We start from the raw sequence: 26,534 nt of genomic DNA on the forward strand, positions 1-26,534 counted from the left end.
TCGCCGACACCGTCAGACATGGCTCGGTCCCTTCGGAGCACAGCACGGGGTGAATTCGGCTATCAAAGGCTCGCACAATTCCGGGCGACCGCCGCAGCAGTCTTGGACCAAAAAGCTCGCGATCTCCCGCACCCGATCAACGACAGCCCGGTAAACAATGGATCTGCTGTAGCGCTCAGACTCGATGAGCCCGGCACGGGTCAGGATGGCGAGATGCGTGGACATCGTGTTCTGTGGCACCTCCAGGCGCCGCGCGATTTCGCCAGCCGGCAGGCCTGCAGGTTCGTGTTCCATCAGAAGACGGAACGTGTCGAGGCGAGTGGCCTGGGACAGAGCGGCGAATACGTCGAGTGCTTGCTTTGATTCCATATATCGAGTTTTATCGATATTCAGGCTAATCGTCAACTCAGCTGACCCGCGCCTTTACCGCCCATTCCTGCAATAACTGGGATTGAGCGGCGGCAGACCGCCCTTATGCCCCGGTCCTCGTACTCCGATAGACCCGGAGGATCGCGGCCGCCGCCATTTGCGCTTCTTGGGCGGTCGTTTGGTAGTTGCTGACCGAGAGGCGCATTACCTGCCGGTCGCGCCAGACCGCGCCGCCCACAAAAATCGTGCCGTCTTGTTGCAGTGCCGCGATCGTCGCTCGGGTCAGCGCGTCGCCGGATTCGGGCGCCAAGTCGCTACCGAACTGCACGATGAGCTGGTTGAGCGTCACGTCGTTGACGACGGCAATGCCATCCTCATCCGAGATCGCATCGGCGATCAGCCGGGCTGATTGGCAGCATTGCTCGACCATGGCGGCAATGCCGTCGCGCCCAAGATGCTTGATTATCGCCCAGGTCGGAAAACCACGCGCCCGGCGCGACAGCTCGGGCACGTAGTGCGAGGGGTCGCGCTCGCCAGCTTCTACCAGCGGCAGATAGCTTGCCGAAATCGTCATGGCGCGGCGATGTGCCAACTCGTCCCGAACGATCGCAAAGCCGCTGTCGAACGGGGTTTGAAGCCATTTGTGCCCATCGGTCGCCCAGCTATCGGCCAGCTCGACGCCGGCGCTCAAGTGCCGGCGATGCGGCGTCGCCTGTGCCCAGAGCCCGAACGCGCCATCGACATGCACCCAGGCACCGTGCCGGTGGGCGAGCGGCACGATGGCCTCGAACGGATCGAACGCACCGGTATTGATCTGCCCGGCCTGAAGGATCACGATCACTGGCCCCTCGACCGCCGCGATGGCGCTGGCAAAGGCGTTCGGCAGCATTCGCCCCTGATCGTCGGTCGCGACCCGCACCACCCGATCATGGCCAAGGCCCAAAAACTGCAGCGCAGAAAACACCGTCGCATGGGCTTCGGCTCCGATCAGCACCGTAATCGGCGGCGCACCGAACAGCCCGTTGGCATCGGCGTCCCAACCGGCCTTGCTCAATACCGCGCCGCGTGCAGCGGCGAGACAAGTGAAATTGGCGACGGTGGCACCGGTCACAAACCCGACCGAGCACTCGGCGGGCAAGGCCAACAATTCCAGCAGCCATTGCGCCGCCACCGTCTCAACCGCCGCTGCGGCGGGGGACGCGGTGTGGTTGCCGGCATTCTGGCCCCAGGCGCTGGTGAGGAAATCGGCCGCGACGCCCACCGGATGGGAGCCCCCGATCACCCAACCGAAAAACCTCGGCCCGGTAGTGAGGTGCAGGCCAGGCTCGGCCTGCTCGGCCAGCGTTTCAAGCACGCTATTCATCGCGGTGCCGGAAAGGGGCAACGGCTCGGCGAAGGTCCTTGCGGATGCCGCAAAGTCCTGCTCTGGCCGTTGCAAACGCGTGCTTGCGCCATCGCGAAACCGCGCGGCGTGGCTGGCTGCGGATGCAAAGAGCGTTGCAATAATGGTCATTTCGTTCTCCTCTTTGGATCGAGCTCTCACGTCTCAGCGTTTACCCTTGCGCATGGCCTCGTTGAGCATGTCGCCCAGGCTCGCGATGTAGCGCCCCGAAAATTATTCGGGGGAGAGGTTTTTCTGGGCGGTGCGTAGATGGTCTCAACAGAAGCCAGCGCGATTGGTATGGCTTGAGCCTTTACGAAGGCCCTGCAGGATGACCATCCTGGACCCAAGGGTGCAACACGGCCGAAAATGTCGGAGCGGCGGAAAACGCGGCGTTTTCAGGCTTGCAGGTAATTTAAGAAGTCGGATTTTGGAGCGGGTAGCGGGAATCGAACCCGCATATTCAGCTTGGAAGGCTGCTGCTCTACCACTGAGCTATACCCGCAAGGTCGGTGACCGACCCGCAAGGCAATAGCCCGGCAGCGGCGCCTATGGCAACCCCCTCCCCGGCCGCGCGCTGCACATTAAATTGGCGCGGCGCTGCGGCACCGCAAAGCCGATACCGCGCTCGTAATGGGCTATCCGGACCCAGTTTTATCCACATAGCGCGAGGCCAGCGGCTTTTTTGCTGGGGGTTTGCCAAAGGGGTGTTGACACACTGTCATCGGACCACCATAAACCGCCCGGACGACGCGCTCCGGCGCTTCGTTTCCTACCCAAGCGACATCGTGGAGGGGTGGGAGAGTGGTTAAATCCATCAGACTGTAAATCTGACCGCTTAGCGTACACTGGTTCGAATCCAGTCCCCTCCACCATCGCTCCTTCGGGAGCACGGATTCTCAATCATTTTTCTAACATTTTTGGCTAACTCATTTCGAGGTTAGCCATTCTGGTGTTCGTGCGATCCGCACGACTGCGTCGACGCAAGCCAACTTTAGCGATGCAGCGCTGGCATGTGTGCGCAGCCGCTTGCTGCCTGCTCGCAAAGGCGATACGCCTCCCCCATGAGCTTCAATAAATTTCCGCCCAAGCCAAAATATGATCCCGATACCGGGCCAGTGTATCTCTATGGCCTGCACACGGTGCGCGCCGCGCTGGACAACAAGAATCGCATCAAGAAGGTGTTGCTGGCGACGCCCAACGCGCTGATGCGACTCAAGGACACCGGCGAAATCGGCAAGGTGCCCGTCAAGGAAACCACGCCCAAGGAACTCGACCGCCTGCTGGGCGAGGATGCCGTGCACCAGGGCGCCGCGCTGGAAGTCGATCCCGTGAGCCGTTTCCGGCTCGACGAGGTCGACCCGCTCAAGCTGGTGGTGGTGCTCGACCAGATCACCGATCCGCATAATGTTGGCGCCATCCTTCGCACCGCCTGCGCCTTTGGCGCCGATGCCGTCATCACCACGGCGCGTCATTCGCCGCGCGAGACCGGCGTGATGGCCAAGGCGGCCTCGGGCGCACTGGATCTGGTGCCGATGATCGAGGTTCGCAATCTGGGCGACGCGCTGGAAAAGCTCAAGCAGCGCGGCATGTTAGTGCTGGGCTTTGATTCTGAATCAGAACATCAGCTCACGCCGCGCAACGCCGATCAGCCGCTGGCTATCGTCATGGGCGCCGAGGGCAAGGGCCTGCGCCAGCGCACCCGCGAACTCTGCGACGAAATGGTCAAGCTCGACATGCCGGGGCCGATCAAGTCGCTGAACGTCTCCAATGCCGCCGCCATCGCGCTGTTTGCGGCCACTGCCGGACGGGTCTGATGAGCCAGCTTGCCCCCTTTGCCATGGCGCTACGCCTGTCAGGCGTGACGCTGCCGCAAAACGAACTCGACCGTGCGCTCAAGCAACTCACCAGCCGCTATGAGCCGGAAGACGCCGATCAGAGCTTTTATGCGCAGGTGGATGTGCCGGTGACCAATCCGGCGCGGGCACTGCTGGAACTGGCGGAACGCTCCGGCCCGGCGATTGCCACCATGCTGGAAGATCGCCGCATCGGCAAGGCCGTGCTCGACCTGGCCTTCGACTATCCCGAGCATGGCGAAGCCATGTCGGCCCGCCTGCCCGCCCACGTCGCCGCGGCGGTCGCCAGCCACGGCATCGACATCGAAATGTCGGTCTATCTGACCGATGTCGAGGAAGACGACGAAGACTAGGCCCCCTAGAGGGCGCCGCGCAGCATCGGCCCGTCGGCGGTGATCACATCACGACCGAATACGCCAGTGTCCTTGGGCACGAGGCGAACCACCGAATAGCCGCGCTCCTGCAGTTGGGCCAGAAACAGCGGCAGCATCTCGACGGTGCGCTGGTGGATATCGTGGAACAGGATGATGCCACTGCCGCGTGCCTCCAGCCGCTGCAGCGTCCGCGCCGCCACCACGGCGGGCGTGTCTTTGTAATAGTCCTTGCTGTCGATATCGACGTCGAGGACCACCATGCTGCCCTGCATCAAATTGGTGCGGAGAAAGCCCGTCTGTGACAGATAGGGAAAGCGAAAGAACGGCGCGACCGTTTGCCCGCCGCCAGCCAGTGCCCGTTGCACCGCCCGCTCGCCCTTGGCAATCTCGTCCAGTGCCGCTTGCCGGCTCAGGCCATTCAGATCAACGTGATTATAGGTATGGCTGCCCACGCTATGCCCACTGGCAGCCACTTTCTGGGCCAGGCCGGGATGGGCCTGCGCTGCCGAGCCAAGCATCAGAAAGGTTGCCTTGGCGCCAAAATCATTCAACGTGGCCAGAATTGAGGTGGTCTTGCCCGGGCGCGGGCCATCGTCGAAGGTCAGCACCACTTCGCCCGGCCGCAGGATGATGTCGGCCGTCGACGCCACCGCCAGCGTCCGACCCCCGAGCCTGCCAGTGGCAAAAATGCGTTCAGGCATTGGCTGGTGGGTGATCGGCTGGGATGCCGGCAAGATGCTGTTGGTGACCAGCGTCGCCCGGCTTGCAGCGGGCTGCGGCAGGTCAGCATGCTGACTGGGCGGCTTGGCGCAGCCCCCGAGAACGGCGCCGGCAATCACAAGAGAAATAACAAAACGCGAAAGCGACACGGACTGAACTCGGCACCATCAAAACCGAGCTCACTTTTGGCGATTATGGTTAATAATCCCCTCGCGAATGCTTAAGAACTACTTACCGGCAAGGGATTTCGCCTTTCGTCCCAAGGTATCCAGCGCGCTAAGAAAGGCGGAGCGATCCGCCGGGCGAAAACCGGGATTGTAGCCCTTGATTTCGCCGGTCTCGCGCAGATGCTGGTTGAGGTCGCGCATCGCCAGCGCCATGCCGATAGAGGCCGGGGTAAACGGCTTGCCGGTGAAGCCCAGCACGTGGCAGCCCTTGTCGATGGCTCGGCTGGCCAGGGGGATATCGGCGGTCAGCACGATGTCATTGGCCTGGGCCTGCTCGACAATCCAGTCATCGGCAGCATCAGCCCCCGAGGGCACCACCACGACCCGGATCATCGGGTCGCGCGATGGTCGCACACCGCCATTGCTGACCAGCGTCACCACCAGCCCCAGCCGCTCGGCCACGCGCATCGCCTCGTCCTTCACCGGACAGGCATCGGCATCAACAAAGATAATGGGGTCAGCCAAGGATTTCTCGATCATGCTTGCGGTGGGTGCAGCCTTGTATCAAGGGCAAAGCCTTCCTGCGAGCGCAGCGCATAACGACCCGTGGCCCGGGCGGCGATGAACAGCAGGTTCCAGCTGTTGGGCGAGACGACACTGGGCACCAGCACAAACTTATGCGCCTGCAGCAGCGCATCGCCAAATTCCTGCTGGCCGGCGCTGGGCAGGCCGGAGCGCAGCCAGTTGGGATTGGGCAGCATTGCGGCCTCCACTACATGGATATCGGCGGGATCGACAATGCGAAACGAGGTCAGGCTGTGTGGAACCGTGTCCATGCGCTTGAAGCCACGATGCACCGCCACTTCGAGAATGGTGGTGGACGCATCGAGCGCACAATAGACGGCCCGGGTGCCCACACTGCTCCAGCGCCCGCCAAAGCGATAGGCGCCCTCCCCGCTATCCCAGGTCGCGGCGAACGGCCTGGTATCAAGACGCCAGGCGACCAATTCGGTTCCGCCCAGGGCGCCCGGTAGCGGTGCCGTCACACATAGACCCCATATTCGATCTGCCCGAGAAAGTTTTCCACCAGTTCGGCACCAGCCGAGGTGGTCAGCAGGTCGAGGGGGCGATAGCCGTTCAAGCCGATCGCCGGCTCATTGAGCCATTCCTCGGCATCGCGCTGGCTGCCCATGACCTCGCTGGCCTTGGCCAGAATTTCGGCGAATTTCCACACCCGCCCACTCTGCTCGACACTGAGCGGCTGGCCGGGATCAGCCCGTCGACGCTGCAGGGTGCGCAGGCTCATGCCGATGGCCTTTTCGAAGGCGCCGACGTCCAGCACAGTCAACTGGCCTTCAAGATGCGACAGCGCCTCGCCCGGAAGACCTGCCCCAATCAGCCGATGGGCATCAAGACCATCCTGAACGACCTGCTTCAGCACCCGCTTGCCGCCCAGCAGGGCAGAAACGCGGGTCTGTTCAGTCGTAAAGGGCATTTGAACGGCTTCGGCAAATCCCTGCATGGCAAACCTCCGTCACGTGTCGCAAAATACATGACACGTGACGGAAGGAAATGCAAGAGATGGACGTTAGTAGACGACGACGCTGCGGATGCTTTCGCCGGACCGCATCATCTCAAAGCCCTTGTTGATATCTTCCAGGCGCAGCGTGTGAGTGATCATCGGATCGATCTCGATCTTGCCGTCGAGATACCAGTCGACGATCTTCGGCACGTCGGTCCGGCCCTTGGCGCCTCCGAAGGCCGTGCCCATCCAGGTGCGACCGGTGACCAGCTGGAACGGGCGGGTGGAGATCTCCTGCCCGGCTCCGGCCACGCCGATCACCACCGATTTGCCCCAGCCGCGATGGCTGCATTCGAGCGCCTGACGCATAACCGTGGTGTTACCGGTGCAATCGAAGGTGTAGTCGGCGCCGCCGATCAGATCGCCCCGACGCTTGGTCAGATTGACCAGATAGGGCACCACATCTTCCCCGATTTCCTTGGGGTTGACGAAATGGGTCATGCCGAAGCGCTCGCCCCACTCCTTCTTGTCATTGTTGATGTCGACGCCGATGATCATGTCGGCGCCGGCAAGGCGCAGGCCCTGAATGACGTTGAGGCCAATGCCGCCCAGGCCGAACACCACGGCGGTGGAGCCGATCTCGACCTTGGCCGTGTTGATCACCGCGCCAATGCCGGTGGTGACGCCGCAGCCGACATAGCAGATCTTGTCGAAGGCCGCGGCGGGATCGATTTTGGCCACCGCGATTTCGGGCAGCACCGTGTGGTTGGCGAAGGTCGAGCAGCCCATATAGTGGAAAATCGGTTTGCCCTGATAGGAGAAGCGCGAGGTGCCATCGGGCATCAGCCCCTGCCCCTGCGTACTGCGGATGGCGGTGCAGAGATTGGTCTTGCCGGAGAGGCAGGAATAGCACTCGCGGCATTCCGGCGTGTAGAGCGGAATAACGTGATCGCCCTTCTTGAGGCTGGTAACGCCCGGCCCCACATCGACCACCACGCCCGCGCCTTCATGACCCAGAATGGCTGGAAAGATGCCTTCGGGGTCGGCGCCCGACAGGGTGAAATCATCGGTGTGGCAGATGCCGGTCGCCTTGATCTCGATCAGCACTTCGCCGGCCTTGGGGGCTTCGAGATCGACCTCGACGATTTCGAGGGGCTTACCAGCCTGAAAGGCTACAGCGGCGCGGGTCTTCATCTGCAGGTCTCCGATTCATCAAATTTGGCGGACCCTCGCATACCGACCGCCAACGGGCAATGTGACCAAACCTACAGCGACACCACCACATTGACCGTGGCGGCGACGATTACGGTATTGAAAAAGAACGAAAAAATGCCGTGCATCAGCACCAGCCGCTGCATTTCGCGCGAGCTGACATTGACGTCCGCGACCTGCGCCGTCATCCCGATTACGTAGGCAAAATAGAGGAAACCCATACCGTCCGGCTGCTGCTTCAGCGGAAATTCCAACCCACCGGCAACCTGCCGCTTGCCTTTGGGTTTTTCACTGGCAGTTGGATCTGCGTAATATTCAAAGGCGTAATGGTGCGCCGCCATGCAATGCACCGTCAGCCAGCCCAGCGGCACCGAAACCGCCGTCGCGGTCAGCTCCAACGCCCCTGCCGAGTCCGAGGCCACCAATTGAAACAGAGACACCACCGAAGCGGCAATGACCGCCACGGTGACGACAAAGATGATCCAGGGCGGCGCATCTTCCTGGTCGGCGTGCTTTTGCAGGAACTCCGCACTGGCACGCGGAAACATTGTCAGACTCAAGGCGAGATAGAGCGCGAAAAAAATGTTGGAGCCCCAGAGCACCGCCTGCGCCGGGCTGATCAAGAGGGTGGCCATCGCGGCGGCCAACCCGGCGGCTACCGCCAAGTAGAACGATCGGTACCGCGTCGATTTGTGGAACACGCTGCTATCCTCCCGGTCTGGCGGGAGGATAGCGGCTCACTGCGCTACCGCAAGCGCCGTGTATCAGACCTCGATGGCGCCCGGTCCGGCGGTGGCGCCCGGAGGCACCTTGCCGAGGATGATCATGCCCAGCACTTCGTCCTTGGTCACATCCTCAGTCCGGGCGCTGCCCACCACTTGGCCGTTTTTCATCACCACCACGCGGTCGGCGAGATCGAACACATCATGGATATCGTGACTGATGAGGAAGATGCCGATGCCATCGGATTTGAGCTGCTTGATCAGATCGCCCACCTGCGCGGTTTCCTGTGGTCCCAGCGCTGCGGTGGGCTCGTCCATGATCAGGATGCGGGCGTCAAACAGAATGGCCCGGGCAATGGCGACCGATTGGCGCTGGCCGCCGGACAGGGCCTTTACCGGCTCCTTGAAGCGGCGGAAATTCGGGTTGAGCCGCCCCATCACCTCGCGGGCCTTCGATTCCATGGCCGCGTCGTCGAGTGTACCCAGCGCGGTTGTGATCTCGCGCCCCAGAAACAGATTGGCGGCGGCGTCGACATTATCGGCCACGGCTAGCTGCTGGTAGATCGTCTCGATGCCATAGGCCTTGGCGTCACGCGGATTGTTGATCGTGGCGTCCTCGCCATTGATACGGATCGAGCCGGCGTCCCGCTTATAGGCGCCCGACAGGATCTTGATCAGCGTCGACTTGCCCGCCCCATTGTGGCCGAGCAGTCCCACCACTTCACCGGGATAAAGATCGATCGAGGCGCGGTCGACGGCGCGAATGCCGCCGAAGGAAATCGAAATATCATTCATTTCGACGAGAGGCGTTCTGGTGTCCAGCATGACAAGGACTCTCTAGATTTTGTTGCGGCGGTAGAGCGTGTCGAGCCATACCGCAAAGACAAGGACCACACCGACGACGATGGACTGCAGCGGGCTATCCATGCCCATGAGGACCATGCCCGATTGCAGCGATTGCATGACCAGCGCCCCGAGCAGTGCACCGGCAATGCTGCCGACGCCACCGGCCAGCGACGTGCCGCCAATCACTGCCGCCGCGATGACATAGAGCTCATCCAGCGTGCCCAGCGCGTTGGTCGCCGCATTGAGGCGAGCCGAGGCAATGGCGGCGGCGATGGCGCAGAGCGCTCCCATCAGCATGAAGATTTTGACGGTGACCCAGCGGGTATTGATGCCCGCCAGTTCGGCGGCCTCTGGATTGCCGCCCATGGCGAAGATGTAGCGGCCGAACCGAGTGCGGGTAGAGATGAAGGCCATCACCACGCCGACGCCCAGCGCGATCAGCACGGGAATGGCAATGCCATGGGCGATGAACAGCCCGCCTTCCGGCACCACCAGATTGTTGGCGGCGGCGTAGTTTTCCGCAATGCGGCGCGGCCAGGGATAGGAATTGGCGACCCAGACCGCGGCGATGGTGGCACCACAGCCGATGATGGCCAGTGCGGCCTCGGCCCAGAGCGGGCGTAGCGGAAAATTGAAGCGCAGGCGCTGCCGCCGGCCAAAATACAGCCCGAGCAGAATGGCGGCACAGGCGACGACCGCGACCACCCAGCTCCACAATGCCCCGACTGCGCCAGCCGGACCGCCCCCCATCAATTGGAACGTCGGGTCCATCGGCGCCACGGTACGCCCGGTGGTGACCCACCAGGCCGCGCCGCGCCAGACGAGATAGCCGCCCAGCGTGACGATGAAAGCCGGCACCCGCAGATAGGCGATGATGACGCCCTGCAGCGCCCCGATGGCCACGCCAACCACCAGCCCGGCGGCGAGCGAAAGCACCCAGATGAGAGGATGGCCTAGCCCCAGTCCGAACTGTACGGGCAGGATCTGGGTCTGCATTACGCCCATCACCATGCCCAGCACACCCAATATCGACCCTACCGACAGATCGATGTTGCGGGTGACGATGACCAGCACCATGCCGGTAACCATCACCGCGACCGAGGCGGTCTGCACCGACAGATTCCACAGATTGCGCGGCGTCAGGAACAAGCCGCCCGAAAAGATGTTGAAACCGACCCAGATGATCACCAGCGCGCCGACCATGCCCAGCAGACGGGTGTCGATCTCGGTGGCGATCAGGAAGCGCTGCAGCGGATTCTGCACGAACCTGCTCGGATGGCTATTGGCCGGATTGGCTTGCTGTGCTGCCAAGTTATTTCTCCCCCGCTGGGCAGCGCGGCCTTGTGGCAGCGCAGTCCCGTCACAACAGTGCCGCAGCGCGAACGCCGCGGCACTGTTTCAGACTATTACGTCTGCGCCTTAGTTACACGCAGCAACCGTACCGGCCGCCACGCCCTGGCACACCACATCCTTGGCAACCCAGCCGGCGTCGATGACGACGTTCAGGTTGTCCTTGGTGATGGCGATGGGGGCGATAAAGAAGGCGTTCATGGCGACGCCCTTCGGGCCACCCGAGAAGGGCACCACGCCGGTGACGGCATCGAGAGCCGTGCCGCCGGCCAGTTCCAGCGCCACTTCAGCGGCCTTCTTGCCCAGTTCGCGCGAGTCCTTCCAGACCGAAACGGTCTGCGTACCGAGTGCGATGCGGTTAAGGGCGGCGTGGTCGCCGTCCTGACCCGAAACCGGCACCGAGCCAGCCAGTCCCTGAGCAGCCAGCGCCGCGATGGCGCCACCAGCGGTACCGTCATTGGAGGCGACGACGGCGTCGACCTCGTTGTTATTGGCGGTCAGGAACTGTTCCATATTCGCCTGGGCGACTTCAGGGTTCCAGTTGTCGGTATAGGCTTCGCCGACATTCTTGATGTCGCCCTTGTCGATGGCCGCTTTGAGCACTTCCATCTGGCCTTCAAACAGGAAATCGGCATTGGGATCGGCCGAGTTACCCTTGATGAAGACGTAGTTGCCGGTTGGCTGCACGGCATAGACGCCGGCGGCCTGCAGGCGACCGACTTCCTTGTTGTCGAAGGTGAGGTAGAAGGCGTCCGGGTTCTCGATCAGCCGGTCGTAGCCGACCACCGGAATGCCTTCGGCGACGGCGGCGGCCACAGCCGGACCGACCGCATCGCTATCCTGCGCCAGCACGATAATGGCATCGGCGCCCTGCGAAATCAGGCTTTCGATATCGGTCAACTGCTTGGCGGCCGATGACTGGGCGTCAGCCGAAATATAGGTCGCGCCAGCAGCATCAAGAACGGCCTTGATCGCCGCCTCGTCGGTCTTCCAGCGCTCTTCCTGAAAATTATTCCACGAGACGCCGACGGTTACGCCGTCCTGCGCATAGGTAACGCCGGCCGTGCCGGAGATGACGGTCGTGCAAAGCAAGACCGCTAGAAACTTGTTCATGTCTGTCCTCCCGAGTGGGCCAGTCCTCCTGCCCACAGCTGTGCCGGTGGTATAACCCCAGCCGGGCCCGCTCCACCGGCGCCCTGAGCATTAATTTCACTGCTCGAAAAAAGAAGTGGCATAATCGTCTCAACCGAGTCAACTTCAATTTCGCAACTCGAAATAAATAGGTTTGCGCTAAGCGCCAGGGGAATGATGTGCTGCGTTTGGGTGAGGAGTAGGCTGCTTGGCGCGGAAGGTCAGCGATAGCGACAGTGTTCGGCGGCAGAACCGGGGCCTGGTGCTCGGTACGCTGCGCGTGCAGGGTCCGCTGTCCCGTACGGCGCTAGCGTCGGGGACCGGGCTCAGCCACGCCAGCATCACCGCCATTACCCAAGATCTCATCGAGCAGCGCGTCATCATCGACCTGGAGCCGACCACGTCGCCTGACACCCGCCGACGCGGCCGGCCGGCAACGCTGGTGGGGTTCAATCGCCACGTCGGCGCTGCCGCGCTGTTCGAGGTCGACGTCAACCGGGCCCGGCTATCGCTGGTCGATTATGGCGGCGTTCTGGTCGACCGCATCGAAACCCCGGTGACGCCCACCAGTTTTATCGAGACCGACCCCACGGCCTTCTTCGCCGAGCGTCTCCGGCAGCTGCAGGCGCGCAATCCTGTCGAAGCGGCAACGCTGCGGCGCGTCGCGGTTTCTGTGCAGGGCATTCTCGATCGTGATGGGTTGAGTCTGAAATGGTCGCCCATCGCCCATCTGGCCAATCAGCCATTTGCCCATGAGCTGGCCGAGGATCTCAAGCTGCCGGTGACGCTCCATAAGCGCGGGCGACTTTTGGCCGAGGGCGCACGCTGGCTCGACCCGTCCCTGCATGACGCCAGCGTAGCCACGGTATTCGTCGGCTCGACCGTCGCCATGGGCATGAGTTTTCGTGGCCAGATTCTGGGCCGCGGCGACGAGGGCGCCACCGAATTTGGTCACATGAACCACCAGCCCAGCGGCGCGCTGTGCCGCTGCGGCATGCGCGGCTGCATCGAAGCCTATGCCTCGGACTATGGCGTGCTGCGCACCGCCTATTCCGTTCCCGAGTCAGCGCACCCTGCCCCGGCCGTGCCGCAACACGAATATGATGGCCTCATCGCCCGCGCCGAAGCCGGCGATCGCAACGCCACCTATGCCTTCAATCTCGCCGGGCGCGCCGTGGGTTTTGGGCTCAGCCGCATGATGGCGGTGTTTGATCCGTCCCACATCCTGATCGTCGGTCCCGGCGCCCGCGCCTTCGCCCTGATGCAGGCCGAAATTACCTCCGCCCTGGCTAGCGCGTTGGTCTGTCGCGTCAACGGCCTGCCCCAGGTCATCGCTCTCCATGACGACAAAGAGCCAGTTTTCATGGGCCTGCTGATGAAGACGCTGCATGAGATCGATCAGGAAGATTTTGCCAGTCTGGCTTGACGTTCAGGGCGACCAATCCCGGTCGTCTCGGGGACTTCAATGGCATCCGGACCCAGGCACATCCAAGCGAAATTAAACGCCGACGACGGCCCAACTAATCGTCCCCAGCGGTAACAGTGTCAACTCTGCCGACCCAGCGTATCCTACAGCCCCAGCCACGCATGCAACTGCTCGGACAGCGCCAGCGGCTCCGCCTCGGCCCCATGCAGCACCAGTTCCGGCGTCGTCGGCGGCTCAAACGGGGAGTCGATGCCGGTAAAATTCTTGATCTCGCCAGCCCGCGCCCGCTTGTAGAGCCCCTTGGGGTCGCGGGCTTCGCAGACGGCGATTGGCGTATCGACATAGATTTCGGCAAAGTCGATATCGCCGGCAATTTCACGCGCCAGTCGCCGCTCGGTCTCGAACGGCGAAATGAACGACACCAGCACGATCAGCCCGGAATCCGCCATCAGCCGAGCCACTTCGGCCACGCGGCGGATATTCTCCACCCGCGCCGCTTCGGTAAAACCCAGATCCTTGTTGAGCCCGTGCCGCACATTGTCGCCATCCAGAATATAGGCGTGGCGACCCTCGGCAGTGAGGCGCTTTTCCAGCAAATTGGCGATGGACGACTTGCCCGAGCCGGACAACCCAGTGAACCAGACAATGCGGGACGTCTGCCCCTTCAGCTGCGAGCGGACCTCGCGGCTCACATCGAATGACTGATAAGTCAGGTTCTGCGCCCGGCGCAGCCCGAACTCGATCGTCCCGGCCCCCAGCGTCGCATTGGACAGCCGGTCCACCAGGATAAAGCCCCCCGTCAATGCGTTACTCGCATAGGAGTCGAAGGCAATTGGCTTGTCGGTGGCAATAGTGACCGTCGCCACTTCATTGAGATCGATCTTGGTCGCCGCCGCCTGCTCCAGCGTATTCACATTGGTGCGAAACCGGAGATTGGTGATCGTCGCCGGCACCAGCTGCGTGCCCAGCTTCAGCAGATAGGAGCGGCCCGGATAGGCTGGCTCCTCATTCATCCACACCAGCCGCGCCTGGAACTGATTGGAAAATTCTGGGGTCTCACCGGGATGGCTCAGCATATCCCCGCGCGAAATATCCACCTCGCGGTCCAGCACCAGCGTTACTGCCTGCCCCGCCTCCGCGCGCGACAGCTCTCCATCCATGGTGACGATGCGCTTGACCACCGCCGGCTTGCGAGAGGAGGCAATCAGCACCTCCTCACCCACCGCGATAGAACCAGACGCTAACGTCCCGGAAAAGCCACGGAAATCAAGGTTCGGCCGGTTGACCCATTGTACCGGGAACCGCAGCTTTTCAGCGCTGTGATCCTCGGCCACCGCGACGGTTTCGAGATAGGGCACCAGCGGCGTGCCGCCAAACCACGGCGTCTTGTCGCTGCGCGTCAGAATATTGTCGCCCCGCAGCGCCGAAACCGGCACTTCCGCCACTGTGGCAAACCCCAGCGGCTGGGCAAAGGCGCGGTATTCTGCAACGATCCGGTCGAACACCGCCTGGTCGTAATCCACCAGGTCGATCTTGTTGACCACCAGCACCACATGCTTCACCCCGATCAGCGACAGGATGAAGCTGTGCCGCCGCGTCTGGGTCAGCACGCCCTTGCGCGCATCGATCAGCACCAGCGCCAGATCGGCATTGGAAGCGCCGGTGGCCATGTTGCGGGTATATTGCTCATGGCCCGGCGTATCGGCGACGATGAATTTGCGCTTGTCGGTGGAAAAAAACCGATAGGCGACATCGATGGTGATGCCCTGCTCGCGCTCGGCAGTCAGGCCGTCGACCAGCAGCGAAAAATCGATGCCTTCGTCACCAGTCACCCGGTTGCGGCTCTCCTGCTTGAGGCTGGCCAGCTGATCGTCGAGCACCATCTGGCTGTCATAAAGCAGCCGCCCGATCAGGGTCGATTTGCCGTCGTCAACGCTGCCGCAAGTGAGAAAACGGAGCAGCGATTTGTCGGTCTGCTGGTTGAGCCAAAGGGCGATATCGGTGTCGGGTGTCGCGAGAGCCAGGCTCATGGTCAGAAATACCCTTCCTGCTTTTTCTTCTCCATCGACCCGGCCGAGTCGCTGTCGATCAGCCGCCCTTCCCGCTCCGAGGTGCGGCTGGCCTGCATTTCCATGATGATTTCCGGCAGTGTCGTAGCCGTCGAGCGCATCGCCCCAGTCAGCGGGTAGCAACCCAGCGTACGGAACCGCACCAGCTCGTCGCGCGGCACCTCACCTTGCCCCAGCGGCAAGCGCGCATCATCGACCATAATCAGCGTGCCGGAGCGCTCCACCACGGGGCGGCGTTTGGCGAAATACAGCGGCACGATCGGAATGCCTTCGGCATAGATGTAGGTCCAGATATCCAGCTCGGTCCAATTGGACAGCGGAAACACCCGCATGCTCTCGCCGGGATGCAGCCGCGTATTGAACAAGCGCCACAGCTCCGGCCGCTGGTTCTTCGGGTCCCAGGCATGACTGCCATTGCGATGGGAGAAAATGCGTTCCTTGGCCCGCGACTTTTCCTCATCGCGCCGCGCCCCGCCAATCGCCGCATCGTAACGGCCGGCATCCAGCGCCTGGCGCAGTGCGGCGGTCTTCATGATGTCGGTGTAGCGCGACGAGCCATGCTCGAATGGATTGATATTGTCCCGCAATCCGTCCGGATTGGTGTGGCTGATCAGATCGAAACCATATTCCCCGGCCATCCGGTCGCGGAAGGCGATCATCTCGCGAAACTTCCAGGTCGTGTTCACATGCAGCAGCGGAAACGGGATTTTGCTCGGGAAAAACGCCTTGCGCGCCAGATGCAGCAACACGCTTGAATCCTTGCCGATGGAATACATCATCACCGGCCGCTCGAAGCTCGCCGCCACCTCGCGCAGGATTTCGATGCTCTCCGCCTCAAGGCTTTGCAGATGCGTCAGGGAACCGCTGGACACTGGTTCATCCTCCATTTGCGTCGCGCTGGCGGCCGCATTTCGAGCCTGTTTGGTACGGCTGGAGCACCCCTTGCAGCAAGCCCAAAAGCCCGCAGAACAAGGGCCTTGGGCATAATCGTCTGCCATTCGCCGCCCCGGCAAACACGGCTCGCCCAACGATTGGCCGACGGCGACGAAAAAATGCGGTCGACGGCCCGCGCGACAGAAAAAAAGTTTCGGGGGGTGGTCAGCGGTCGTCGAGGTCGCATCCCAATTGCCGGCTGGCGGTCTGTTTATTCCGCCGCGTCAGCATCAGCAGGGCCGCATGAGGACCGGTCGTCAGGTAGCGCAACATCAGCCGTTTCGGGTCCTGGCCCAGGCGATAAACCCACTCCAGCCCCTTGTCCTGCATCCATTGCGGCGCCCGGTTGGCCGATGCCGAGAGGAAGTTGAACAGCCCTCCGCTGGTCTTGATCAGGCCGACACGCGGCATGGCGTGGGCAAACCGCATGTAGAACTCCTGTTCGCGCGGCACCCCCAGCGCCAGCCAGACGATGTCGGGACCCAATCGGTTGATTTCGCGCACCTGTCGGATCCAGCCACCATGATCGCGATAGCCATGTGCCGCCCCCACGATGCGCAGATGCGGATAGGCCACCCGGATATTGGCCACCGCCTTGGCATTCTCGGCTACCGATGCCCCCAGAAAATACATGCTGGCCGGCTGGTGCTGCGCCAGATCGGCAATGTCGTGGAACAGGTCCGTCGTCGCCACGCGTTCGGGCAGCGCGGCGCCGGCCACGCTCGCACTCGCCAACACCAGCGGCTGGCCATCGCAACTGATGATATCGGCAAACAGCATCGCTTCGCGCAACCCGGTCCGACGCGCGGCCTCGGACAGCACCTGCCCGTTGACACTGGTGGCAATCCACGGCCGGTCACGCCGCCGATAATTGGTCGCCAGCGACACCAGCATGGCGGCCGTTGCCGCGCGATCGAGCCGCGCCACCGGCAGCCCACCGACGCTGACCGTATCGATGCGCGGATAGACGCGCCGCGGCAGGACGGAAATATCCGAACCGCTGCGCCGCCGAACCGAACCATCCTGCCGCCGCCGTCTCATGGCAACGACCTCCCGGCAATTGCGGTGCTTACCTCATTCACGACCAACTCCGATTTGGCGATCTACCCACCGGGCTAACGGAAATCTCCGCCAAACTGAAACCAACTCGGATGTTTAGGTTACCTTTAGTATCAAATACTTAGGTAGATACTCGGGGGTGTTGCGGATCACCGCGAACTGGTGTGCGGCTGCTGGCCGTTATCCCGCAAGTTCATCACCCGACCGACGCCGGCATGGCTGCGCCACCATCCACCGCAATATGTGCAAAGCAGCGACCGGCGCGCTTGTCGAGCGAGACCCACAATGCTACAGGGCGCGTTGTTGCCGGTATAGCTCAGTTGGTAGAGCACCTGATGAACAGCTTCTCCGAAGATGACCTGGTGGGACGTCTCGCCTCGGTGCAGCGCACCCAGATCTTTCCGCTGTCGATGCAGGTGCTCGATACCACCGGCCATACCCAGACGGCGCTGGCGCTCAATGAAGTTTCGCTGTTCCGCTCCAGCTATCAGGCCGCCAAGATCCAGATCATCATCGATGGCGAAACCCGGCTCGAAGAGTTGGTCTGCGATGGCGTACTGCTGGCCACCCCGGCCGGTTCCACCGCCTATAATCTATCGGCGCATGGCCCCATTCTGCCCATTGAAGCGCCGCTGCTGGCGCTGACCCCGATTTCGCCCTTCCGCCCGCGGCGCTGGCGCGGCGCCATCCTGTCCAACCGGGCCGTGGTGCGGCTGATCACCCGCGAGTCCGTCAAACGCCCGGTCAATGCCGTGGCCGACAATGTCGAATTCCAGAACGTGCTTGAAGTCACCATTCAGGAAGACCGCACCCATGGCGTCACCCTGCTGTTCGATCCGGGCACCAGCCTCGAAGAACGCGTATTGAGCGAGCAGTTTCGCTTTTAGGCCGCCGGCAGCGCCAGCCGCGGCACGTCGCCAGCCGGCAGTGCCATCGGCATGGCGGCGTCTGCGGCAAAGGCGGCCATCACCCCGCGCGCCGCCTTGCGGGCCAGCACGATATTCTGCTCGCTGAGATAGGCAAACGCCTCTTCCAGCTCCGCCGGGATCACCCCGCCATGCTCGGCGATCAATTCCTCGGTCAGCGCCGTCACCACATAATGGCGTGCCGCCGCGTCGTCGGCCAGATCGCTGGCCCGCGCATGCAGCACCAGCCGGCACAGCAGATTGCGCACGCCCTCGCCCAGCCCGCACCGGGCCAGCAGCGCATTGAGTGCCGCCCGGCTGCCATTTTCCAGTAGGGCAAACACTTTGGCGCGCGGCGCCTGCGCCAACTCGGCCAGGCAATCGGCAAAAAACATCACATGCCCCGTCACCACTGCATGCAGCAGCACGCGGGTGTTGACCCGGTCCGTGACGATCAGTTCCGCCGCATAGCCAGCACCAGCCCGCCCCGCTTCGCGCTCGCCGATGGCCGATAGCGCCGTGTCGCCACTGTCGCGCAACACCCGCTCCAGCCGTTCCGCCGCCAGCGCCCCCTTGACGATGCGCGCGCCGCGCAGCGCCTCGGTCACCTGCTGCACCAGCAGCAGCCGCGCCCCGGCCGGCAGATCGGGCCGCGCCAGCAGCGCCCCACGCATCTCCGCCTGCCCGGCCAGCGTCGTCGCCAGCTCACCCAGCAATGCCGCGCCCAGCGCAATCTCGTGCCGGCGCAGCAGCCGCAGCGTCACCTGCCCCTGCCCGCGCGCCACAATGGCAGCGGCGAGCCGGGGGCTTAAATTCACGCGCTGGCTGACCGCCAGCAACATCGACAGATCCAGCGTCTTGATCATGCCGACCAGGTCGGCATCAATCAGCACTGGCGAATATTGGATCACGGCGCGCGCAATGATGGCACTGTCATGCAGCAGCGCCAGCATCAGTGGCCGCGGCGCTTCGCTCGCATGCAGCAGGCCATAAGCCAGCGCCGCGCGCACCTTGACCGAGGGATCATCGAGAAAGCCGATCAGGGCCGCATAGAGCGCCGCCTGCTCATCGGCCGGGCCGACATGGCTGAGATAGGCCAGCGCCGAAAGATGCGCCGCGCTGCCGCGTTCTTCGCTATCGGGCGATTGGGATAGCGATACGAAGTCCTGATAGGCAACCATTCCACTCTCCGCACTCGGCGGACTTCACTCTAGAAGCGAAGTTTTAAGGAACGGTTCACCATAACGACACGGAAATTACAGCGCCGACTGCACCAGCAGGAACAACTGGTTCAGCCCCGCCAGCAGGGCGGCAAGCACGATCCAGCTGGCCAGCGCCATGGCGAGCACGATCCAGCCACGCGGCAAACCCCGGCCCCACAAGGACTGATTACTGATCGTTGTCCGGCGCATATCGGCCTCCCGGCGTGAGCAACGAGCCCTCGGCTCAAGTCACGCCCCAAGATTAGACGTGGTCTTTGTTAACGCATCCTGCCGCCTGTCCATGGCATTTGCATGGCGCGGCAACAAACCGGCCCTAGCGGGCGTAAAGCTGGGTGAAAAACGCCCCACCCTCGGTTGCAGTTGCCGGCAGGTCTTCGATTTCATTCTTGAACAGGCCGGTAAACGACATGTTGTCCGGTGAAAACCGCGACGGCAGCGGCGGTGGTGCCGGCTGGCTGGCCATTTGCTGGGCCGCGAAAGGCGCATTGACGCCGCCGCCCTCATGCTTGGCCACCAGCACGCGATAGACCTCGCGGATCGTGCGCGGCTGGCCATCGGCATAAAAGATCGCCCGATTGGCGGCAGCCTGCTTGGGAAACAGATTGGCGGCGATCTGGTCGGGGTCCTGCAGCCCGGCCGTGAACATCCGCTCGGCCCCCTGCGCCCCGAGGAAATGGGCAATATAGAGTTCGCCCGCGCTCGGCCGCCGGCCAAACCGCCCGCTCAGATAATCGCCATTGGATTTGGTAAAGGCAGCCGCCAGATCGGCGGCGATTTTCGGATCTTCGCGCAGTTTGAGGATTTCGGCCTTGGCCGCCGGATCGCTGACCACATAATCGCCATCGGCCGTCCGGCGAATGCTGCTGGCAATCTCGCCATAGCCCAGCCGGGGGCCCTCTTCCTTCATCACCTGCAGCCAAGTGCCTTCAAGAAACTGAAACAGCCCTACCGCCGATGAGGTCTGTGCCTTGGCCTGCGGATTGAGGCTGCTTTCGCGCATCGCGGTCTGCAGCAGATAGTCGAAATCCACGCCGTTCCGGTCACCCGCCGCGGTCAGCACATAAGCCAGGCTCTGTGGCACCGATATTGGCTGCACGCCCATCCGACGACTGGTCCCGAAGAATCGTTAATGGCCTATTATGACCACGCCAATCATTAACAGCTTGTTAACCAATTCGCCCAAGGCGTTGCCGGCTGGCTCACGCCTGCCAGCGCGTCGCGATATCGGTCAGCGCCGGGCGCTCGCGATCCTCGATCTTGGTGGTCGGCGTGCCGATCTGCACGAAGCCCACAAAGCGCTCCCCGTCCCGCGCGCCCAGCATGGCGGCAGCCGCCACATCGAACGCATACCAGCGGGTGATCCATGACGCGCCAAAGCCCAGCGCATGCGCGCCGTGGATCAGATTGAGCGCCACATTGCCGGCCGACAGCAACTGCTCGAATTCGGGAACCTTGGGATGCGCCTTGGGTGACGAGATCACCCCAATCGTCAGCGGTGCCGGCAGGAAGCGCTGCCGCTCCACCTCAAGCCCGGCCTCATCCATGGCCGGATTATTGCGCTGCGCGATCTCGGCCAGCTTGTCTCCAGCCTGCCGACGCGCCTCGCCCTCGATGACGATCAGCCGCCACGGCGCGATCTTGCCGTGATCCGGCACCCGCATCCCGATAGTGAGGATTTGCTCAAGCTCATCCGGGTTCGGCCCCGGCTCCTTGAGAAAGGCCATCCCCACCGAGCGACGGGTCAGCAGATAGTCACGCAAAGCAGTATTGGCAGGCATGGCGGGCTCCATTCGGCGTCAGCAATAGCCATATCCGCCGCTCAAGGCCAGAACCTGCAACAAAAACAGTGATCCTGGCCATTCGGTGTTTTCATCGCGCCGGGTCTGTGACACAGCTTTTCCCCAATCGCGGCCTATGACGACATGACCGATTCAGCGACCGGGGAGACCAGATGCGTTTGCGACCGATACTAGCCATCCTGCTCGTGCTGGCCGCCGCTCTGCCTGCCCTCCCGCTGCTAGCCCTGCCCGTCAGCGCGCAGGACGCCGCCACCGAGATGCCGCCGATGCCGCGGCCCCGGCCCGACCGCGACAGCCTGCCCGCCACATCCGCTGCCGAGCCGGGCGTCGCCACCCCCGCGACCGATGCCATCGCTGCGCTGACCTCCGTGCCCCAGCCGGTAACCCTCAGCGCCCGGATCACCCCCGAGGGTGCACCAATCCCTGATGGCCTGGTCTGGCGCGTTTTCGACACCAAGCCCGATGCTAGCGGCGAGCTGGCGCTGGTCGCTAAATCCGATCTCGGCGCCCCAACGCTTGAGCTGCCGCCCGGCGACTATGTGGTTCACGTCGCCTATGGCCGGGCCCAGACCAGCGAGCCGCTCGCGGTGGCGCCCGGCGCCAACGAAAAAACCTTCGTGCTCGACGCTGGCGCACTCCGCCTCAATTCGGCGGTCACCGGCGACATTGCCATTCCTGCTGGCCTGTCGAAATTCGACATCTTCACCAGCGGCGAAGGCGGCGACCGCACCCTGATCGCCGAGGGCCTGGCCCCCAACGACATTGTCACGCTCAATGCCGGCACCTACCACATCGTCTCCTATTTCGGCACGGTGAATGCCGTGGTCCGCGCCGATCTGCGGGTCGAGGCCGGCCAGTTGACCGATGCCACGCTGTATCACCACGCCAGCCAGATCGCCTTCAAGCTGGTCTCCGAAGCCGGCGGCGAGGCCATTGCCGACGTCGAATGGACCGTCAAGACCACCGATGGCGCCACGGTCTTCTCCGAACTCGGTGCCTTCCCCTCGACCGTGCTGTCCGAGGGCGAATATCTGGTGCTCGCCAAGCAGGGCACCCAGGTATTCAACCGTGAGTTCCAGGTCCAGCCCGGCTCGCCCCGCGAGATCGAAGTGCTGACAACGGTTTACTGACGATCACAGATCGCTCCTTGCCTATTGAAGCAAGGCCGGGGATGCCTCAGATTGCCCGCTTCATACCAGCGGGAGAGAACCAACAATGTCGTTCAGCACCACGTCCCGGCGACGCCTGGGCCTTCTGGCCTTTGCGTGCCTGTCCAGCGTCGTCCTGCCAGCCGGAACGGCACTGGCGCAAAAGACCAAGACCAAATCGCCTCCGGCCGTAGAAGCCACCACCGCTCCGGCCCCAGCCGAGATTGCCGTCGATATTCCCAGCATCGACGCCGTCGGCTCCAATGTCGATGAGGCGACTTTGCGCGCCATTTTCAGCGGTAATCTGGTCGACAACGCCGACGCCCTGGCCGGGCTGACGGCAACCAGCATCACCATTCCCGAAATCACCCTCCAATCCACCACCACCATCGATGGCCAAGCCAATGAGGCCAGCGTCACCTTTTCCGATCTGGTGCTGTCCGACATCACCGATGGCATGGCCGCCTCGGTCAGCCTGGCCGGCATGAGTGTGGCGGGCATGGAAGACGCCACCGCCAGCTTCGGCCCGCTTACCGCATCCAGCTTCAACATCGCCGGCGTACTCAGCCTTTACGGTCTGGTGGAAGCCGATGGCTCCACTGAAATCGAAACCATTTACACCGACTTCAATTTCGCCGGCGGCAGCTTCGAAGCCCCCGAGATCAAGTGCAGCATCGGTCCGATGTCCGTTGGCGAGTTCAAGGCCCGGCCCCTGAACTACTCGCTTGCCGAAATCATGGCGCTGGCCGAAACGCTGGAAGCCCAGGACGACGACCCCTCGCCCGAAACGATCGGCACCGCCCTGCGCATGTATGTCGATATTTTCACCGCCTTTGAATCCTCGCCGGCCAAGTTTGGCGGCATCGACTGCGCGGGCACCGACGACGCCGGGCAGCCAATGAAATTTGCCATCGCCGGCATGACCATGGGCGGCATGAGCCCCGGCATCTATCCGGCAATCAGCATGGATGGCCTGGACATCACCGTCGAAGACGACGGCACCGTGCAGGTCGGCAATATGACCATCAAGGAAATGGACCTCACTGGCCCGATCGCCACCATCGAAGCGGCGCCCGCCGCGCTTGATGAAGCCTGGTTCACCGCCAATGCCCGCGCCCTCGTCCCCGCCTTTGGCGGCTTCTCCTTCAGCGACGTCCTCGTCGACGTTCCCGATAGCGAGGACATCGGCGCCCGGATCAAGGCCAGCATCGGCGCTTTCGACCTGTCCTTGAGCGACTATTTCAATGGCGTTCCCACCGCCATGGTGCTGAGCGCCAGCAACATCATCGCCGAACTGCCGACCGATACCGACGATGAGCAGATCCAGCAGCTGATCGCGCTGGGCGTCACCAGCGTCGACGCCGGCTTCAAGATCGATACCGCCTGGAACGCCGCCGACGACACCATCGCCCTCAATGAGTTCTCCGTCAGCGGCGTTGACCTGGCCACGATCAACCTGGCCGGCACGCTCACCAACGCGACCGCGGCGCTGTTCGATCTGGACGAGGATGCGGCGCTGGCCGCTGCCATGGGCCTGGCCATCAGCCATCTCAAGCTCGACATCACCGATACCGGTCTCTCCGACATCATCATGGCCAGCGTCGCCGCCGAACAGGGGAGCGACCCCGCCGCCATGCGCCCGGTCTTCGCCGGTCTGGCTCAGGGCACGGTGATCAGCCTGCTGGCCGGCGCTGCCGAAGCCCAGAAGGTGGGCGCCGCGCTCAATAGCTTCGTCAGCGGCACCGCCAAATATCTCAGCATCGAAATGACTGCCAAACAGGCGCCGGGGCTGGGTCTGATGGACTTCATTGCCGCCGAAGACGATCCAACCGCGCTGATCGGCAAGGTCACCATCGACGCCACTGCCAAATAATCTTGCAAGGGCCGCTTCACAGCGGCCCTTATTCTTCCCGGCTAGCGATCAGCGCCATAATGGCTTTGGAACCAGTCGAAAAAGCGCGCCACGCCCGTCTCGACCGAGGTTTCCGGCATCTCGCCGATCAGCGCCCGCAGCAGCCGCGTATCGGACTGTGTCGCCACCACATCGCCCGGCTGCATCGGCAGCATATTGAGCTGCGCCTTGCGCCCCGCCGCCCGCTCCATCGCCCCGATGAAATCGATCAGTTCGGTCGGCCGCCCACCGGCAATATTGACGCTGCGAAACGGCGCCACCGCCGACAGACTGTCATGCGCCACCGGCTTGCCCAGTTCGGGCGGCAGCTCCATCAGCTTGCCGATGGCCGCGACCAGATCATCGACATAGGTGAAATCCCGCCGCATCTGGCCAAAGCCATAAACATCGATCGGCCGCCCCGCCATGATCGCCGAGGCAAACTTGATCGCCGCCATATCGGGGCGTCCCCATGGCCCATACACTGTGAAGAAGCGCACGCAAGTGGCTGGAATACCGAACAGATGGGCATAGGAATGCACCATCGCCTCGCCCGATTTCTTGGTCGCCGCATAGAGCGACATCGGCGCGTCGGCCCGGTCAGTTTCGGCAAACGGCAGCTTGGTATTGCCCCCATAGACCGAACTGGTCGAGGCAAAGATCAGATGCCTGGGCTGATGCGCGCGCAGCGCCTCCAGCAGATTGGCCGTGCCCACCACATTGGACTGGATATAGCTCTGCGGATGCTCGAGGCTGTAGCGCACCCCCGGCTGTGCCGCCAGATGCACCACGATCTCGGCCTCGCTGGCCGCCACCGCCTGCTTTAGCCGCGCCGCATCCTCCAGCATCGCCTCGACGGCGGTAAAGCCCGGCGCCTCGGCCAGCAACGCCAGCCGCGCCCGCTTCAGCGCCGGATCGTAGTAATTCGTGACCCCGTCATAACCGGTCACAGAATGCCCCGCCGCCAGCAAATGCCGCGCCAGATGAAAGCCGATAAAGCCGGCCGTGCCGGTCACGAATATGTTCATGCTGCGCCTCACTCGGCGGCGTCAGCGATGACGCCTTGGCCCGCCCCGCCATTGGGCCGGCCGATGCTGGTATAGGCGAAGCCGTGTTTGGCGACTTCGTCATGCCGATAGATATTGCGCAGATCAATGAGCACGGGCGACTTCATCAACTCCTTCAGCCGCGCCAGATCGAGCGAGCGGAACTCGTTCCACTCGGTGATCAGCACCAGCGCAGCGGCACCGACCGCAACGTCATAGGCACTCTCGCCGAATTCGACATGCTCCAGGATTTGCCGCGCTGCCTGCATACCTTGTGGATCATAGGCCACAATGCGCGCCCCCCGATCAGCCAGCCCGGTGATGATATCGATCGACGGCGCCTCGCGCATGTCATCGGTATTGGGCTTAAACGTCAGGCCGAGCACCCCGATGGTCTTGCCCCGCACATCGCCGCCACAGGCCGCGATGATCTTGCGCGACATGGCGCGCTTGCGCTGCGAATTGATCGCCACCGTGGTTTCCACCAGCCGCAACGGGCTGTCGAAATCCTGGCCGATCTTGACCAGCGCCGAGGTGTCCTTGGGAAAGCACGAGCCCCCATAGCCCGGCCCGGCATGCAGGAACTTGGCGCCGATCCGGTTATCCAGCCCCATGCCGCGCGCCACCTGCTGCACGTCGGCGCCGGTGGCCTCGCACAAATCGGCAATTTCGTTGATGAAGGTGATCTTCATCGCCAGAAACGCATTGGCCGCATATTTGGTCAGTTCCGCCGTCCGCCGGTCGGTGAACAGCAGCGGCGCCTGATTGAGATAGAGCGGGCGATAGACCTCCGCCATCACGGCGCGCGCCCGTTCGTCCTCCAGCCCGATCACGATGCGGTCGGGACGCTTGAAGTCCTCGATGGCCGCGCCCTCGCGCAAAAATTCCGGATTGGAAACCACCGCAACATCGGCAGCGGGATTGGTCGTGGCAATGATGCGCGCCACCTCGTCGCCGGTGCCCACCGGCACCGTGGATTTGGTCGCCACCACGGTAAAGCCCTCGACCGTCACGGCAAGCTCCCGCGCCACCGCGTAAACATAGCTCAAATCGGCATGGCCATCGCCGCGTCGCGAGGGGGTGCCGACGGCGATGAACACCACTTCCGCCCCGGGCACGGCCCGCTGCATCTCGGTCGTGAACGACAACCGCCCCGCATCGATATTGGCCTTCACCAATTCTCCAAGGCCGGGCTCATAAATCGGGATTTCGCCACGCCCCAGGGCATCGATCTTGCTTTGATCCTTGTCGACGCACACCACGTCATGGCCAAAATCGGCGAGACAGACGCCTGTCACCAGTCCAACATAGCCTGACCCAATGATGGCAATCTTCATGGCGACGACCTCCCAATACAGTCGACAGGATAACAACGCTCAGCGCAG

Annotated in this window: 26 protein-coding genes and 2 tRNA genes; 7 read left to right on the forward strand and 21 right to left on the reverse strand. The window is 63.0% G+C overall.

The genetic code is table 11. From position 1 onward, the window contains the following. Positions 1 to 12: 12 nt before the first annotated feature. From ACX3OZ_RS01540 to ACX3OZ_RS01550, 3 genes are all read right to left on the reverse strand, one after another. Positions 13 to 369 carry an ArsR/SmtB family transcription factor gene (locus ACX3OZ_RS01540; RefSeq protein ID WP_459095471.1) on the reverse strand — a complete coding sequence of 119 codons (357 nt, stop codon included), beginning with the start codon at positions 367 to 369 and terminating at the stop codon, positions 13 to 15. A 103-nt stretch (positions 370 to 472) separates the two neighbouring features. Further along, positions 473 to 1,882, reverse strand: coding sequence for a pyridoxal phosphate-dependent decarboxylase family protein (locus tag ACX3OZ_RS01545; protein ID WP_459103680.1), 1,410 nt, complete (start codon positions 1,880 to 1,882; stop codon positions 473 to 475). A gap of 299 nt (positions 1,883 to 2,181) precedes the next feature. After that, positions 2,182 to 2,255, reverse strand: a tRNA-Gly gene (locus ACX3OZ_RS01550). A 285-nt stretch (positions 2,256 to 2,540) separates the two neighbouring features. Between ACX3OZ_RS01550 and ACX3OZ_RS01555 the strand changes: the two genes are divergently transcribed. The 3 genes from ACX3OZ_RS01555 (at position 2,541) to ACX3OZ_RS01565 (ending at position 3,959) form a co-directional block, all read left to right on the forward strand. Continuing rightward, positions 2,541 to 2,625: transfer RNA gene (locus tag ACX3OZ_RS01555), tRNA-Tyr, on the forward strand. A gap of 189 nt (positions 2,626 to 2,814) precedes the next feature. Further along, complete coding sequence (gene rlmB, locus ACX3OZ_RS01560) at positions 2,815 to 3,567, forward strand: 23S rRNA (guanosine(2251)-2'-O)-methyltransferase RlmB (protein ID WP_459095162.1); 753 nt, start codon at positions 2,815 to 2,817, stop codon at positions 3,565 to 3,567. Continuing rightward, positions 3,567 to 3,959, forward strand: a complete 393-nt coding sequence (locus ACX3OZ_RS01565) for a hypothetical protein (protein WP_459103681.1) — start codon at positions 3,567 to 3,569, stop codon at positions 3,957 to 3,959. The genes rlmB and ACX3OZ_RS01565 overlap by 1 nt, the downstream gene beginning before the upstream one ends. A 5-nt stretch (positions 3,960 to 3,964) precedes the next feature. Here the strand turns inward: ACX3OZ_RS01565 and ACX3OZ_RS01570 are convergent, their stop codons facing one another. From ACX3OZ_RS01570 to xylF, 9 genes are all read right to left on the reverse strand, one after another. Then, positions 3,965 to 4,849, reverse strand: coding sequence for a polysaccharide deacetylase family protein (locus tag ACX3OZ_RS01570; protein WP_459103682.1), 885 nt, complete (start codon positions 4,847 to 4,849; stop codon positions 3,965 to 3,967). A gap of 78 nt (positions 4,850 to 4,927) precedes the next feature. Beyond that, the gene (locus tag ACX3OZ_RS01575) at positions 4,928 to 5,392 is read right to left on the reverse strand and encodes a YaiI/YqxD family protein (RefSeq protein WP_459095159.1); all 465 of its coding nucleotides are present in this window, start codon (positions 5,390 to 5,392) and stop codon (positions 4,928 to 4,930) included. 11 nt (positions 5,393 to 5,403) lie between these two features. Then, the gene (locus tag ACX3OZ_RS01580) at positions 5,404 to 5,913 is read right to left on the reverse strand and encodes an RES family NAD+ phosphorylase (protein ID WP_459095158.1); all 510 of its coding nucleotides are present in this window, start codon (positions 5,911 to 5,913) and stop codon (positions 5,404 to 5,406) included. Then, the gene (parS, locus tag ACX3OZ_RS01585) at positions 5,910 to 6,389 is read right to left on the reverse strand and encodes a type II RES/Xre toxin-antitoxin system antitoxin (protein ID WP_459095157.1); all 480 of its coding nucleotides are present in this window, start codon (positions 6,387 to 6,389) and stop codon (positions 5,910 to 5,912) included. The genes ACX3OZ_RS01580 and parS overlap by 4 nt, the downstream gene beginning before the upstream one ends. A 66-nt stretch (positions 6,390 to 6,455) precedes the next feature. Further along, on the reverse strand, positions 6,456 to 7,583 hold the full coding sequence (locus ACX3OZ_RS01590; protein ID WP_459103683.1) for an S-(hydroxymethyl)glutathione dehydrogenase/class III alcohol dehydrogenase: 1,128 nt from the start codon (positions 7,581 to 7,583) through the stop codon (positions 6,456 to 6,458). A 71-nt stretch (positions 7,584 to 7,654) separates the two neighbouring features. Then, positions 7,655 to 8,302, reverse strand: coding sequence for a DUF1345 domain-containing protein (locus tag ACX3OZ_RS01595; protein ID WP_459095155.1), 648 nt, complete (start codon positions 8,300 to 8,302; stop codon positions 7,655 to 7,657). Between the two features lie 63 nt (positions 8,303 to 8,365). Beyond that, the gene (locus ACX3OZ_RS01600) at positions 8,366 to 9,148 is read right to left on the reverse strand and encodes an ATP-binding cassette domain-containing protein (RefSeq protein ID WP_459095154.1); all 783 of its coding nucleotides are present in this window, start codon (positions 9,146 to 9,148) and stop codon (positions 8,366 to 8,368) included. A gap of 12 nt (positions 9,149 to 9,160) precedes the next feature. After that, positions 9,161 to 10,480, reverse strand: coding sequence for a sugar ABC transporter permease (locus ACX3OZ_RS01605; RefSeq protein WP_459095153.1), 1,320 nt, complete (start codon positions 10,478 to 10,480; stop codon positions 9,161 to 9,163). A 108-nt stretch (positions 10,481 to 10,588) separates the two neighbouring features. Continuing rightward, positions 10,589 to 11,632: a D-xylose ABC transporter substrate-binding protein gene (gene xylF / locus ACX3OZ_RS01610; protein WP_459095152.1), complete on the reverse strand. Its 1,044-nt coding sequence runs from the start codon at positions 11,630 to 11,632 to the stop codon at positions 10,589 to 10,591. Between the two features lie 226 nt (positions 11,633 to 11,858). Here xylF and ACX3OZ_RS01615 point away from each other — a divergent pair, with 226 nt between their 5' ends. Further along, on the forward strand, positions 11,859 to 13,076 hold the full coding sequence (locus ACX3OZ_RS01615; RefSeq protein WP_459095151.1) for an ROK family transcriptional regulator: 1,218 nt from the start codon (positions 11,859 to 11,861) through the stop codon (positions 13,074 to 13,076). A 143-nt stretch (positions 13,077 to 13,219) separates the two neighbouring features. On the opposite strand, the gene cysN is transcribed toward ACX3OZ_RS01615, so the two are convergent. From cysN to ACX3OZ_RS01630, 3 genes are all read right to left on the reverse strand, one after another. Next, entirely contained in the window at positions 13,220 to 15,106 is a 1,887-nt protein-coding gene (cysN, locus tag ACX3OZ_RS01620; protein ID WP_459095150.1) for a sulfate adenylyltransferase subunit CysN, read from the reverse strand. Positions 15,107 to 15,108: 2 nt separating this feature from the next. After that, on the reverse strand, positions 15,109 to 16,032 hold the full coding sequence (cysD, locus tag ACX3OZ_RS01625; RefSeq protein WP_459095149.1) for a sulfate adenylyltransferase subunit CysD: 924 nt from the start codon (positions 16,030 to 16,032) through the stop codon (positions 15,109 to 15,111). Between the two features lie 211 nt (positions 16,033 to 16,243). After that, a complete protein-coding gene (locus tag ACX3OZ_RS01630) occupies positions 16,244 to 17,119 on the reverse strand; it encodes a WecB/TagA/CpsF family glycosyltransferase (protein ID WP_459095148.1) in 876 nt (291 codons plus the stop codon). A gap of 353 nt (positions 17,120 to 17,472) precedes the next feature. On the opposite strand from ACX3OZ_RS01630, the gene ACX3OZ_RS01635 reads away from it, so the two are divergent. Further along, a complete protein-coding gene (locus ACX3OZ_RS01635) occupies positions 17,473 to 18,024 on the forward strand; it encodes an NAD kinase (RefSeq protein WP_459095147.1) in 552 nt (183 codons plus the stop codon). On the opposite strand, the gene ACX3OZ_RS01640 is transcribed toward ACX3OZ_RS01635, so the two are convergent. The 4 genes from ACX3OZ_RS01640 to ACX3OZ_RS01655 all read right to left on the reverse strand — a co-directional run bounded on the left by ACX3OZ_RS01640 (position 18,021) and on the right by ACX3OZ_RS01655 (position 21,043). After that, complete coding sequence (locus ACX3OZ_RS01640) at positions 18,021 to 19,223, reverse strand: DUF2336 domain-containing protein (protein WP_459095146.1); 1,203 nt, start codon at positions 19,221 to 19,223, stop codon at positions 18,021 to 18,023. The genes ACX3OZ_RS01635 and ACX3OZ_RS01640 overlap by 4 nt on opposite strands. A 75-nt stretch (positions 19,224 to 19,298) precedes the next feature. Further along, positions 19,299 to 19,454, reverse strand: coding sequence for a hypothetical protein (locus tag ACX3OZ_RS01645; RefSeq protein WP_459095145.1), 156 nt, complete (start codon positions 19,452 to 19,454; stop codon positions 19,299 to 19,301). A 124-nt stretch (positions 19,455 to 19,578) separates the two neighbouring features. Next, positions 19,579 to 20,346: a transglycosylase SLT domain-containing protein gene (locus ACX3OZ_RS01650; protein ID WP_459103684.1), complete on the reverse strand. Its 768-nt coding sequence runs from the start codon at positions 20,344 to 20,346 to the stop codon at positions 19,579 to 19,581. A 118-nt stretch (positions 20,347 to 20,464) separates the two neighbouring features. Then, a complete protein-coding gene (locus ACX3OZ_RS01655) occupies positions 20,465 to 21,043 on the reverse strand; it encodes a nitroreductase family protein (protein ID WP_459095143.1) in 579 nt (192 codons plus the stop codon). A 173-nt stretch (positions 21,044 to 21,216) separates the two neighbouring features. Between ACX3OZ_RS01655 and ACX3OZ_RS01660 the strand changes: the two genes are divergently transcribed. Together ACX3OZ_RS01660 and ACX3OZ_RS01665 are read left to right on the forward strand one after the other, a co-directional pair. Next, on the forward strand, positions 21,217 to 22,194 hold the full coding sequence (locus ACX3OZ_RS01660; RefSeq protein WP_459095142.1) for a hypothetical protein: 978 nt from the start codon (positions 21,217 to 21,219) through the stop codon (positions 22,192 to 22,194). An 85-nt stretch (positions 22,195 to 22,279) separates the two neighbouring features. After that, complete coding sequence (locus ACX3OZ_RS01665) at positions 22,280 to 24,085, forward strand: hypothetical protein (RefSeq protein ID WP_459095141.1); 1,806 nt, start codon at positions 22,280 to 22,282, stop codon at positions 24,083 to 24,085. A 41-nt stretch (positions 24,086 to 24,126) separates the two neighbouring features. Here the strand turns inward: ACX3OZ_RS01665 and ACX3OZ_RS01670 are convergent, their stop codons facing one another. Next, positions 24,127 to 25,131, reverse strand: a complete 1,005-nt coding sequence (locus ACX3OZ_RS01670) for an NAD-dependent epimerase/dehydratase family protein (RefSeq protein WP_459095140.1) — start codon at positions 25,129 to 25,131, stop codon at positions 24,127 to 24,129. Positions 25,132 to 25,139: 8 nt separating this feature from the next. Next, the gene (locus ACX3OZ_RS01675) at positions 25,140 to 26,486 is read right to left on the reverse strand and encodes a UDP-glucose dehydrogenase family protein (RefSeq protein ID WP_459095139.1); all 1,347 of its coding nucleotides are present in this window, start codon (positions 26,484 to 26,486) and stop codon (positions 25,140 to 25,142) included. Positions 26,487 to 26,534: the final 48 nt, after the last annotated feature.

It is taken from the genome of Devosia sp. A369, assembly GCF_054489345.1.